Below are 11,205 nucleotides of genomic sequence, written 5' to 3' on the forward strand. Positions count from 1 at the left end.
ACCCGTTCCTGATATTGATCGTTGGAGCTGCGGGAACCTGGTTCGCCCTGGTCAGGTGGTGGTGGTAGCCATGCCGTCGAAAGCCCCGCCCTAGCTCTGTCCCGGGGCCGTGCGAGGATGGCCAAGGATGCACAACGACGACAACCACCGACCGCTCCCCCGCAGGTCAGGGGAATGATCGGCAAACCGGCCGCAGGTCAGAGAACCGATGCATCACTTCCTCGACTTCTGAGTCGGGGCGTCGCGGGAACCGCTGCAGTCCGGGGTGTGTCTCTCATCAGGCAGGGTCGGAGGAGGAGCGCACGCGCGATGCGATGGTCAAAGCGGTCCGTTCCGCAATCTGCTGCGGGAGCATGGCTGCTGGCGATGCTATCGCTTGACCTGCAAGAGGCTGCTGATCACCAGATGCGTCTTCGCGATTCGCCGTTAGCGGATCTTGCGGTAGTGCGCCTGGTCTTCGAGTCGTTGGTGATGCGTGCCTTCAACGATGCTCCACCATCCGACGTGCATGCGTTCGTCACGCGTCTCCTCCGCTTGCCGGGTGATCATGGTTTGGAGCAGATTCAGGTGACGGCGGTGATTCGTGCTGCGCTCGGCGAGCGGACCGTGAAGTATCGCGGGTTTGACGCAAGTACGATCACGGCCATCTGGACAACCGTCGCCTATCAACTGATATCGGACTTGCGAGTGAAGCGAGCCGAACTTGGGAAGATGATTTGCCAAGCCGAAGTGGATGCAGAGAAAGCGTTCGACCTCGTGCTGACGCCTCGCCAGCCTGACCCGAACCAGCTCCAGCGGCCCGTAGGCGGCCCCGCGTAGCCCGAGGGGAACGACAGGGCCAGCAGTGCTGCGGCGCAGGTCAGCGGATCGTCAGGTCAGCCGTGATCCGGTAGCGGACTCTTCCAAACTAGCTACGGTGACGATTGATTGAGGGCGTGCCGAACTCGCAGAAGGATCCCCAGGGCAACTCCATCAGCCAGCAGGCTAGCTACGAGGGTCGGCACCATGGGGTGGCTCCACAGGACCGCCACCGTGACGCCAGCGGCAACCAAGACGGGCCACCCGACAAAAGTCAGGATGTTCCACCAGAGGAACCTGCAACCTCTGCCCATGTCCCTCGCCCCGAGTAGTCCCCGCCGGACCCCGGCCGCATGCTCGAGGCGCGCCACATTAGCGAGTGTCTAACTGAGTGACAACGGCCGCGCACAACGACGGACGGGCACGGACGTTCACGGACCAGCGTCGCAGGTCAGAAGCAGTGATTCCCATGATTGGGATGGGGTCGGAATTGATGCGGGACGAAGAGGCCAGAAGGCTCTGCGAACCAGGTGCATTGTTGGGGACCAGCCGGGGACCAAACGCTGTGCGCGCGGGTGCACAACACCAACGGGAATGAACGAGTCATAGTGTGCTGCGTGTGCCCTGACCTGGCAGATTACTAAGTCCTACGGTCTACGGATCAAGAGGTTGCAGGTTCGAATCCTGCTGAGCGCACATCAAATAGGCCCCTGGCCCCGGAGCTTGACTCCGAGCCAGGGGTTTTCTGTTGCCCGTCTGCTGTTCGACGCCTGGTTGCCGACGTCCAGGGCTACTACGCAAGGGCGAAGGGAAGCGGCTACCACCCCCTGGCGCCGATCCGGCTCATGGACACCAGGTCGACCACGGGCGGACGCCCGGTGGCGAAGGTGCCCGGCCTCGGTACGACGACCTTTCAGATCGCGGGCGCCCACGGGGTTCCGGCCCAGAACGCGGCCGCTGCGGTTCTCAATCTCACAGAGACGAACGCCAGGGCGCAGGGCTGTGCCACGGCCCACCCGGACGGCACCGCGCGTCCGCCGGTGTCGAACCTCAATCACGCTCCGGGGAGGCGCACCCGCGTTCTGGACACCCGGACCGGTCTCCCCGCGCGCATCAACCCGGTGCCCAAGGGGCCCGTACGCCGCGGCGGCGTGGTGTACCTGGACCTGCCGCATTTCGTCGGCCGGACTGCCGACGTCCAGGCGTTGGTGATGAACCTGACCATGGTCGACCCGGGCGCCCCCGGCGGGCTCCGGGCGAGTGCACCGACCACAGCCCCGCACGGGCGACCTCGGCCGCGAACTGTGTACGCCCTGTCGGCCCTCCTGCGTGTACATATCAACAAGGCACCCGCAATCCGCCGACCGCGGCCGGACCCGGCAGACGATGCACGGGCCGGGCGTCCGATCCACGTCAGAACGGCAGGTGGCGACGGGTGTGAGCCGCGGCTGTGACGGGCAAAGGAATTCATAGGGGCCACAGACGGGAGGCGCGTGATGCTGTCCGTGCATGACCGGCAGGCACTGGCGCGCATCGAGGCGGATCTTGCTGCGGAGCAGCCGGATCTGGCGCGGATGCTGGCGCGATTCGACCAATGGGCACCACCGCGCCGACGAGGCCTGGCCCGGCACCGGTTCCTGGTGTGGATGGCGGTCGTCGGCGCGATCGCCTTGGCGCTCGCGTTCGCACTGCACAGCGCCGCCGTGCTGGTGCTCGGGATCCTGCTGCTGGCGGTGTCCGTGTTCGACGCGGCGGTCCTGTGGGTGCTCGCACAGGTGCGGCGACACGTCCGAAGGCCCGCGGCCCGGTCGGCCCATCCCACGCGACGCTGACGGCGACTGGGACGCTGACGGCGATTGGACCGAGCCGGGCGCGCCGTTCTCCAGGCGGGGCGGCTTCGAGCGGTCGTCGGTGCGCTTCGCGAGAGTCACCCACTTTCCGATGCCTGGCTTCCCGAGTGACGGGAGGACCGGCTGGGCATGATCCATAGGGTGATCGCAGTGAGACGGCCGGAGCGGCTCCGTGCGGGCGGTGTGGCGGTGGAGCGGGTCTGGTACGCCGCCTACGGGTCCAACATGCTCGGGGAGCGGCTGGACCACTACCTCGGCGGCGGGCGGCCGCCGGGCGGGAGGCGGACGTATCCGGGGTGCCGGGACGGGAGTCCGCCGGCGCGGAAAACCGCGGTGGTGCTGCCGGGGCGGCTGTACTTCGCGCTGGAGTCGATGGCCTGGGGCGGGGGCATGGGCTTCTACGACCCCTTGGACGATGGGGAGACGCCGGCGGCGGCCCACCTGCTGACGGCCTCGCAGTTCGCTGATGTCGCTGCTCAGGAGATGTACCGGGAGCCGGGGGAGGACCTCGATCTGAGCGGCGTGCTCAGCGATGGGCGGGCGAGCCTGGGGGACGGGCGGTATCAGACGCTCGTCTGCCCCGGTGTCCTGGACGGCTGGCCGGTGCTTACGTTCACTGCTCCCTGGCGCAGCTCGGAGACGGTGTGGAACAGCCCGTCCGCGGCCTACCTGCGGTGTCTGGCGCTGGGGCTGCGGGAGGCGCACGGCTGGTCGCCCGGGGAGATCGCCGGCTACCTGGCCGGTCGCCCCGGCGCCGCCGGCGCTTGGGCCGCCGCCGACGTCGCCGCCCTCCTGCTGGGCGGCGACGGGGCTGCGGACGCTACTTCGCGGCGGGGAGCCAGACCAGGTTGGTCCAGTCGCCGTCGATGAGCAGACCCGGAGGGAGCTCGCGGACCATGCCGGGGACGTTGGGGTCCATCGCGCCGAGGAAGCTGTAGTAGCCGCCGTTGGCGCCGGCCGGGTCGTCGGTCTCGATCATGGCGATCTGCTTGCCGTCCGGCGAGTAGACCGGGCCGCCGAACCGGGTGAGGCCGTCGGTGCCCTTGACCGGGGCGGCCAGCTGCTGGCTGTGCTGTCCGTCGAGCGAGGCCAGGTAGGGGGCGCCGCCGGCGACGTAGAGCAGGTCCTTGCCGTCCGGCGACCAGCGGAGCGAGGAGCTCGGGTCGGGTGTCACCGGCTGGTCGTAGTGCACCTTCAACTCAGTGACGGTCCGGCCCTTCCGCAGCCGGACGGTGCCGTCGACGATGGCGGCGATGGTGCTGCCGTCGGGCGAGTAGGTGGGCAGGCCGAGCGCTGTCCCCGGGATTCCGAGCTTGAACGGCGCGAGCCCCCTGCCGTCGGTGCCGATGATCCAGAGTTTGGTGCTGGAGGCGACGCCCTGGTCGTTGACGCTGTAGGTCCCGAAGACCAGGTGTCGGCCGTCCGGGGTGAACCCTGCCGCGCCGAGGAACTGGACGGCGCCGGGCAGCGCATGGACGAGCCGGTTGTGGGTGCCGTGGCGGTCCATGATCCGCAGGGTCACGCCGGTGCGGTTCCCATCGGAGACAAGGGTGCCCGGGGTGAAGTAGGCGATCAGGCCGCCGTCCGGCGAGGCCGAGGGATAGCAGCCCTGGCCGGGCGGGGTGAGTGCGGTCTGCTTGCCGGTGGTCGGGTCGGTGAGGGTGACGGCCTCAGTGAGGTGGCCGTAGGTCGAGCCGGTGCAGCTGAGCAGCGGGCCGTTGGCCGGAGCGGGCGCGGGCCTGGCGGCGGTGGCGGCGGTGGCAGCCGTGGCGGCGGAGCTCTGGGGCACGCCCCAGAGCCCCAGCAGGGCCGCGGACGTGGCAATCAGGGCAAGCGGATGACGTAGGCGCATGACGGTTGACCCCCCTGTCGTGCGGCCGCCCCCTGCGGCCGTGCACGAATGAACTGCGCGCAAACGTAGCCCGGCGGCCTCCGCCGCATCAACGGGCCCGCAAGCGTAGTTCTGGCACGTCGGCACGGCTGTGCACGCGTGCTGACAGCGTTGTCCGGTGCGCGCTTCGGCGACGCCTCACGGCGGATTGACAGGTGGGGCCGGGTCTGCGGGCGGAGCCCCGGCTCCGGCAGGTAGGAGGGAATTAAACGGTGGCGTGTACAGTTACTTGCTGGAGACAAGCAATAATGTGGCGACGAGCATGATCAGGGAGGGTCCGCCATGGAGCCCGAAGCAGCCGTGCCGGTGGCGGCGCCACCGCGTGGCGCGGCCACCGCGGAGGAGGCCGCGTTGAGGCTGGGGGACGAGGTCAGCCGGTTCAGCCGGCTGATCCATGCCTGGAAGCTCCGGGCCCGGGAGGAGAACGGCGGCGGGGACCGCCTGCTGCTCGCCCGCCTGGTGACCTACGGCCCGCGCCGGGCCACCGACCTGGCGGCCGAGACGCTGCTGGACCTGTCCACGGTCAGCCGGCAGGTCCGCTCCCTGGTCGATCGGGGCCTGGTCGAACGCACTCCCGACCCCGAGGACCGCCGAGGCACGCTGCTGTCGGCCTCCGAGGCCGGCGTACTCGCCTTCCAGCACTTCCGGGACCAGCGCAACCAGCGGCTGGCCCGGCTTCTCGAGGCCTGGACGGCCGAGGACCGCTACGAGCTGGTCCGGCTGTTCGGACGCCTCAACGACGACTTCGCAGAGCACCACCACGAAATCTTCGGCGGAACGCTCGGGGCCACCGCCCCGACGGCGGCCGCCGCAGCAGGGCAAGGAGAGCACCAGTGAGCAGCAGCAACACCAGCGGGGGGACGGCGGCCGTCGCGTCGCCGGCGCCCATACCCGCGCCCGGCGGGCTGAGTCACCGCCAGATCATGACCATCCTCAGCGGTCTGATGATCGGTATGTTCCTGGCCGCCCTCGACCAGACCATCGTCAGCACCGCGATCAGGACCATCGCCGACGACCTGCACGGTCTCAGCCAGCAGGCCTGGACGACCACGGCCTACCTGATCACCTCGACCATCGCCACGCCGCTCTACGGCAAGCTCTCCGACATGCACGGCCGCAAGCCGTACTTCCTGGCCGCGATCAGCATCTTCGTGACCGGCTCGATCGCCTGTACCTTCGCCACCTCGATGATCGAGCTGGCCGCGTTCCGCGCCTTCCAGGGCCTGGGCGCCGGCGGTCTGATGTCGCTGGCGCTGGCCATCATCGGCGACATCGTGCCGCCGCGTGAGCGGGCCAAGTACCAGGGCTACATCCTCGCGGTGTTCGCCACCTCCAGCGTGCTCGGCCCGCTGGTCGGCGGCTTCCTGGCCGGTCAGAGCACCATCCTCGGCATCGCCGGCTGGCGCTGGGTGTTCCTGGTGAACGTGCCGATCGGCATGGTCGCGCTGTTCGTCGTCGCCAAGGTGCTCAACGTCCCGCACACCCGTCGCAACCACCGGATCGACTGGTGGGGTGCGGTCACCATCGCCCTGGGCGTGGTCCCGCTGCTGCTCGTCGCCGAGCAGGGACAGAGCTGGGGCTGGCTCTCCGGCCGCTCGCTGGCCTGCTACCTGGTCGGCGTGGGCGGAGTCGTGGCCTGGATCCTGGTCGAGCGCCGGATGGGCGACGCGGCGCTGATCCCGATGCGGCTGTTCAGCAACAAGGTGTTCAGCCTGACCAGCCTGCTGTCGGTGCTGGTCGGCATGGGGATGTTCGGCGGGATGCTGATGATCCCGCAGTACCTGCAGATCGTGAAGGGTGCCTCGCCGACCAAGTCCGGTCTGCTGATGCTGCCGCTGATGCTGGGCATGATGGCCGCCTCGATCGCCACCGGTCAGCTCACCGCGCGTACCGGCCGCTACAAGATCTTCCCGGTGTTCGGCACCGCGCTGCTGACCGTCGCGATGCTGCTGTTCCACTTCGAGGTGCAGTGGAACAGCCCGCTGCTGGAGACCATGGGCTTCATGCTCCTCTTCGGCATCGGCCTGGGCCTCACCATGCAGACGCTGACTCTCTCCGTGCAGAACGCCGTCCCGGCGAAGGACATGGGTGTGGCCACCGCCTCGTCCACCTTCTTCCGCCAGCTCGGCGCCACCGCCGGTACCGCGATCTTCCTGTCGGTGCTGTTCAGCACCGTCGGCGACAAGATCAACCACGCCTTCACGGCGGCGGCGAGGACCCCGCAGTTCCAGCAGGCGCTGAACAACCCGGCGGTCGCGGGCAAGCCCGGGAACCAGCCGGTGGTGCAGCTGATCCAGCACCCGGGTTCGGGCGGCGGCTCCTCGGTGCTGAGCGACTCCTCGTTCATCCAGAAGCTGGACGACGTCTTCGCGGCCCCGTTCAAGCAGGGCTTCGCCGACTCGATGCACCTGGTGTTCCTGCTCGGCGCAGGTGTGACGGCGCTGGCCTTCGTGCTGGTGCTGTTCATCAAGGAGGTGCCGCTGCGCAGCGTCTCCGGCATCCAGGCGCAGGCCCAGGCCGCGGCCGCGGCGATGGAGAAGGCCGCTGCGAAGGAAGCCGACGCTTCCTAGTACTGCGACGTGCGACCTGCGGCGGCCCCACCGGGAGGTGGGGCCGTTCGCATGTTCGGGGTCAAACCTGGGAGGGTATGGCCGCGCCAGTCCCCCGTCACACCCCCTGTCTCAACCCCCGTCCCAGTCGCTGGCGCCGGACAGTACGGAGAAGAACACCATGAAGGGTTTCCGCAGTTTCCTGCTGCGCGGGAACGTCGTCGACCTCGCGGTCGGCATCGTGATCGGCGCGGCCTTCACGGCCGTGGTGAACGGGTTCGTGAACGCGTTCCTCAACCCGATCATCGGGGTCATCACCAAGAAGTCGGGCAACTTCACCGGCGCCTACTTCAAGGTCAACGGTGTCCAGTTCCCCTACGGCGCACTGATCAGCGCCGCGATCAGCTTCCTGCTCATAGCCTTCGTCGTCTACTACTTCGTGGTCATGCCGGTGAACCGGATGCACCAGCGCTTCTTCCCGGCGAAGGAGCCCGACGTCAAGACCAAGGAGTGCCCGGAGTGCCTGAGCACGGTCCCGGCCGCGGCCACCCGCTGCTCCTTCTGCACCATCCCGCTGACGGTGCAGGCCCAGCTGCCGAAGCAGGCGTACCCGCAGCAGTAACAGCCGAGCAGTAGGAACCGAGCAGTGGCACCCGGAGCAGCGGCGACTCGGTGCTGACGCCCGCTCAGCCGACGACCAGCGCCGGACGGCGCGGGTCGTCGGCCCGCACCACCAGGTCGGCCGCGTCGGTCGGACGGGTCTCCGCCTCGTAGCGGGCGAACGCGGGCAGGGTCCACTGCTCGTCCGGCGGCGTCCGCCGCTGCAGCGCGGCGGGGCTGAGCCGCAGATGGACCGCAAGGTCCAGCGGAAGCCAGCGGCCGAGCAGCAGCGGACCGTCCAGCAGCAGGACGCCGCCGGGCGGCAGCGGTACGGGCTGCGCGCGGACGGCCCGGTCCGCCCGCGCGTCCCACAGCGCGGGCAGGACCAGTCCGCTGCCGCCCGGCTCCAGCGGGTCGAAGACCTCGCGGAACAGCGCGTTGGCGTCCAGCCAGCCGTCGAAGTAGGCGTCGGCGTCCTGGTGGCCGTACTCGAGGCGGAGCGACGCCGGGCGCAGGTAGTCCGCCGCGCTGACCCGCACCACCGGCCGGCCGAGAAGGCGCAGCAGTTCGGCGACGGACTCCGCGAGCCCCCCTGGCCCGGCGGCCGGAGCGCCGTCCACCGCCACCCGCAGCCGGCCGCCCTCGGGGAGCGGCAGGGCGTGCACCCGCTCCGCGAGAGCGTCCGCGAGGGCTTCCGGTGTCAGCGGACGGACCTGCACGTCGGGCCTCTTCTGTCGGTCGGCGGTCAGTTGTCGGAGGTGGGGGAGGCGGGGGAGGTCGAAGCCGTGATCAGGTGCAACGTGGGTGCGGGGCGCGGTAATTCCCGGGCGGCGGCGGGCGCTGCCGCCCTCCGCCTACCGAAGCGTCGTCCCCGCCTCGGCGTCCAGCAGGCAGAGCTCGTCGCGGGTCGGCTGGCCGGACCAGTCGCTGGGGACGGTGACGGCGAAAGCGCCGGTGAGGCAGCCGAGACGGAGCCGGTCGTCGAGGGGCGCGCCGTCGAGCAGCGCGGAGAGATAGCCGGCGACGAAGGCGTCGCCCGCGCCGACCGGGTCGAGTGCGCGAACCGGGACGGCGGAGCGGTGCAGGGCGGGGCGGCCGTCGGCCGGGTGGACCGAGGCGCCGCGGGCGCCGCGCTTGACGATGAGGTCGGGACCCCGCCCGGGACCGCCGAGGCGGGCCACCGCTGACGGTTCGTCGGTCGCGTCGGCGAGCAGCAGGAGCTCCTCCTCGCTGCCGAAGAGGTGGGAGACGTGCGGCAGCAGCGGCGTCAGCCGCTCCCGGAGCTCCGCCGCCCCGCCCAGCGCGGTCCGGTGGTTGACGTCCAGGGAGACCGGGATGCCTGCCGCGGCTGCGAGCTTCACCGCGTGGGCGACGGCCTCGGCCGCGCTCGGGGAGAGCAGCGGGGTGATGCCGGTGATGTGCAGGACATCGGCGTCGGTGATCGCCCCGGCGGCCGCGGCCGCGTCGATGTCGGCCGGGCCGAGCCGGGAGCCGGCCGAGGCGGTGCGGTAGTACTGGACCCGGGTGACGTCGGGGGTGCGCTGCTCCTTGATCAGCAGCCCGGTGGGGGCGTGTGGATCGACCAGCGCGCCGCTGACGTCGACCTGTTCGGCGCGCAGCCGCTCCAGCACCAGGGCGCCGAACTCGTCCGCGCCGACGCGGCCGATCCAGGCCGCCGGGTGGCCCAGCCGGCGGACGCCGATGGCGACATTGGACTCGGCGCCCGCGATGGAGAGGTCCAGGTGGGGGGCGTGCCGCAGCGGGCCGGGGCGGGGGGAGCAGAGCATGGCCATGCTCTCGCCCAGAGTGACCAGACCGGGCATCAGGCACCCGCCGCCGGAGACGCCGGAGACGCGGGAGTCGCTGACACCGCCGGAGTCGCCGAGGTCGCCGGCGCCCCCGAGGTCGCGGCGACATAGGCGCGGGCGCGGTCGGCCAGGGCGACGAGAGCGGCCGGGGTCGGCTCGTCCGCGGCCTCGCGGAGCAGCGGGGAGCCGACGCCGACGGCGACGGCGCCCGCGGCGAAGTAGTCGGGGACGTCGTCCAGGGCTATGCCGCCGATGGCGATGAAGGGGACGTCGGGGAGCGGCGCGCGCAGGTCGCGCAGATAGCGGGGGCCGCCGACCGCGTAGGCGGGGAAGAGCTTCACGGCGGTGGCGCCGAGCTGTACCGCTGCCATCGCCTCGCTGGGGGTGAGCGCGCCGCAGATGACCGGAACGCCCTGGTCGACGCCCTCGCCGAGGACCTCTTCGGCGACGCCGGGGGTGACCAGGTAGCGGGCTCCCGCGTCGATGGCGGCCTTGGCCTGGTCCCGGGTCAGCACCGTTCCGGCGCCGAGGAGGGTGCCGGGCGGGAGGGTGCGGTCGGCGGCGGCGCGGCGCAACGCGGGCAGCCCGGCGGCGCTGGAGAGGGTCAGCTCGATCAGCTTGACGCCGTTGGCGGCGAGCACGGCGGTGGCGGCCGTGAGGGCGTCGGCGTTGCCGCCGCGCAGGACGGCGACGAGTCGGTGCCGGTGCAGCAGGTCGAGGACAGGGGCGGCGGGGAGGCCGAGGGGCTCGGGGGCGGCCGGGAGGGTGGGAGCGGCAGGAGGCACGGGCGGCTCAGCGGCGGTGGACGTCATGGCGCGAACGATAATCGATCGGATCGGGGCCGGATAGCCCCTGTCCCGATAGAGTCGGATCCGACAGTCCACTGCCCAGTACCGAGTCCAGTGCCCAGTGCCCAGTGCTGACTGCCGACAGCACCCGCACCGACCCCCAGCGAGGAGCACCGCCATGGTTGCCGAGCCCGCCCTCGGCGGACGGTTGTCCGACCAGGTGTACGACCTCGTCCGCACCGCCATCGCCGCCGGCGAGCTGGAGCCCGGCTCCCGGCTGGTCGAACTGGAGCTGGCGCGCCGGTACGGCGTCAGCCAGGCGCCGGTGCGCGACGCGCTGCGGCGGCTGGCGGCGGACGGGCTGGTGCTGCAGTTCCCGCGTCGGGGCAGCTATGTCGCCGACATCTCCGAGGAGGACGCCCGCCAGGCCTACCGGGTGCGGGCGGTGCTGGAGCAGTTCGCCGCCACCGAGGTGTGCCGGCTGGCCCCGGCCGGGCTGGCCGAGCTGCTGCTCGCCGATGTGGCCGGGATGCGTGCGGCGGCCGGCCGCGACGACGTCGCCGGTGTGGTCGACAGTGATGTGTCGTTCCACCGGCATGTCTGGGAGGCGGCCGGGAACGGCCTGCTCGCGCGGATGTGGACGGTGACCGAGGCCGGCCTGCGCAGTTTCACCGCGGTGTCCAACAAGGTCTACTTCGGCCGCCTGGAGGAGATCGCCGAGAACCACACCCCGCTGGTCGCGGCGTTGCAGGGCGGCGTCCCCGACGTGGCAGGCATCCTCTTCCGGGAGCATGTGCTGGAGATCTGGCAGCGGATCGGCACTCCGATCGGCGACTGATTATCGATTGGATCGCCCCCTGGAAGCCCATCTCCGGCGGGGGCGGTGTTTCCATGCCCTCCTATCGTTCAGTAAACTGAATC

The 11,205-nt window shown here is 70.7% G+C and carries 11 protein-coding genes; 7 read left to right on the forward strand and 4 right to left on the reverse strand.

The window, feature by feature from the left end:
- Nucleotides 1–309: 309 nt before the first annotated feature.
- From TR46_RS27165 to TR46_RS27175, 3 genes are all read left to right on the forward strand, one after another.
- Nucleotides 310–819 carry a hypothetical protein gene (locus TR46_RS27165; RefSeq protein ID WP_152626694.1) on the forward strand — a complete coding sequence of 170 codons (510 nt, stop codon included), beginning with the start codon at nt 310–312 and terminating at the stop codon, nt 817–819.
- Nucleotides 820–2,294: 1,475 nt separating this feature from the next.
- Complete coding sequence (locus TR46_RS27170; protein WP_042406065.1) at nt 2,295–2,630, forward strand: DUF3040 domain-containing protein; 336 nt, start codon at nt 2,295–2,297, stop codon at nt 2,628–2,630.
- Nucleotides 2,631–2,789: 159 nt separating this feature from the next.
- Nucleotides 2,790–3,518: a histone deacetylase gene (locus TR46_RS27175; RefSeq protein ID WP_439654392.1), complete on the forward strand. Its 729-nt coding sequence runs from the start codon at nt 2,790–2,792 to the stop codon at nt 3,516–3,518.
- On the opposite strand, the gene TR46_RS27180 is transcribed toward TR46_RS27175, so the two are convergent.
- The gene (locus tag TR46_RS27180) at nt 3,469–4,500 is read right to left on the reverse strand and encodes a PD40 domain-containing protein (protein WP_152626696.1); all 1,032 of its coding nucleotides are present in this window, start codon (nt 4,498–4,500) and stop codon (nt 3,469–3,471) included. The two genes, TR46_RS27175 and TR46_RS27180, sit on opposite strands and share 50 nt — an antisense overlap.
- Nucleotides 4,501–4,821: 321 nt before the next feature.
- Between TR46_RS27180 and TR46_RS27185 the strand changes: the two genes are divergently transcribed.
- The 3 genes from TR46_RS27185 (at nt 4,822) to mscL (ending at nt 7,710) form a co-directional block, all read left to right on the forward strand.
- Complete coding sequence (locus tag TR46_RS27185; protein ID WP_052433130.1) at nt 4,822–5,376, forward strand: MarR family winged helix-turn-helix transcriptional regulator; 555 nt, start codon at nt 4,822–4,824, stop codon at nt 5,374–5,376.
- Nucleotides 5,373–7,109: an MDR family MFS transporter gene (locus TR46_RS27190; protein WP_500801220.1), complete on the forward strand. Its 1,737-nt coding sequence runs from the start codon at nt 5,373–5,375 to the stop codon at nt 7,107–7,109. The genes TR46_RS27185 and TR46_RS27190 overlap by 4 nt, the downstream gene beginning before the upstream one ends.
- 160 nt (nt 7,110–7,269) lie before the next feature.
- Complete coding sequence (gene mscL, locus TR46_RS27195) at nt 7,270–7,710, forward strand: large conductance mechanosensitive channel protein MscL (protein ID WP_042406152.1); 441 nt, start codon at nt 7,270–7,272, stop codon at nt 7,708–7,710.
- A 64-nt stretch (nt 7,711–7,774) separates the two neighbouring features.
- Here mscL and TR46_RS27200 read toward each other — a convergent pair whose 3' ends face one another.
- The 3 genes from TR46_RS27200 to TR46_RS27210 all read right to left on the reverse strand — a co-directional run bounded on the left by TR46_RS27200 (nt 7,775) and on the right by TR46_RS27210 (nt 10,308).
- Nucleotides 7,775–8,407, reverse strand: coding sequence for a nucleoside/nucleotide kinase family protein (locus TR46_RS27200; protein WP_042406067.1), 633 nt, complete (start codon nt 8,405–8,407; stop codon nt 7,775–7,777).
- 135 nt (nt 8,408–8,542) lie between these two features.
- Nucleotides 8,543–9,511: a sugar kinase gene (locus TR46_RS27205; RefSeq protein ID WP_042406069.1), complete on the reverse strand. Its 969-nt coding sequence runs from the start codon at nt 9,509–9,511 to the stop codon at nt 8,543–8,545.
- Nucleotides 9,511–10,308 carry a bifunctional 4-hydroxy-2-oxoglutarate aldolase/2-dehydro-3-deoxy-phosphogluconate aldolase gene (locus TR46_RS27210; RefSeq protein ID WP_084718966.1) on the reverse strand — a complete coding sequence of 266 codons (798 nt, stop codon included), beginning with the start codon at nt 10,306–10,308 and terminating at the stop codon, nt 9,511–9,513. The genes TR46_RS27205 and TR46_RS27210 overlap by 1 nt, the downstream gene beginning before the upstream one ends.
- A 154-nt stretch (nt 10,309–10,462) precedes the next feature.
- Here TR46_RS27210 and TR46_RS27215 point away from each other — a divergent pair, with 154 nt between their 5' ends.
- Nucleotides 10,463–11,122, forward strand: a complete 660-nt coding sequence (locus TR46_RS27215) for a GntR family transcriptional regulator (protein ID WP_042406071.1) — start codon at nt 10,463–10,465, stop codon at nt 11,120–11,122.
- Nucleotides 11,123–11,205: the final 83 nt, after the last annotated feature.

Origin of the sequence: Streptacidiphilus carbonis (genome assembly GCF_000787775.1) — a bacterium.
GTDB classification, from domain to species: Bacteria; Actinomycetota; Actinomycetes; order Streptomycetales; family Streptomycetaceae; genus Streptacidiphilus; species Streptacidiphilus carbonis.

Bases quoted from the DNA above. Each gene is read 5' to 3' on its own strand.
- TR46_RS27180 (WP_152626696.1), bottom strand. From the start codon at position 4,500: ATGCGCCTACGTCATCCGCTTGCCCTGATTGCCACGTCCGCGGCCCTG.
- TR46_RS27205 (WP_042406069.1), bottom strand. From the start codon at position 9,511: ATGCCCGGTCTGGTCACTCTGGGCGAGAGCATGGCCATGCTCTGCTCC.
- TR46_RS27215 (WP_042406071.1), top strand. From the start codon at position 10,463: ATGGTTGCCGAGCCCGCCCTCGGCGGACGGTTGTCCGACCAGGTGTAC.
- TR46_RS27210 (WP_084718966.1), bottom strand. From the start codon at position 10,308: ATGACGTCCACCGCCGCTGAGCCGCCCGTGCCTCCTGCCGCTCCCACC.
- TR46_RS27170 (WP_042406065.1), top strand. From the start codon at position 2,295: ATGCTGTCCGTGCATGACCGGCAGGCACTGGCGCGCATCGAGGCGGAT.
- TR46_RS27165 (WP_152626694.1), top strand. From the start codon at position 310: ATGCGATGGTCAAAGCGGTCCGTTCCGCAATCTGCTGCGGGAGCATGG.
- TR46_RS27185 (WP_052433130.1), top strand. From the start codon at position 4,822: ATGGAGCCCGAAGCAGCCGTGCCGGTGGCGGCGCCACCGCGTGGCGCG.
- mscL (WP_042406152.1), top strand. From the start codon at position 7,270: ATGAAGGGTTTCCGCAGTTTCCTGCTGCGCGGGAACGTCGTCGACCTC.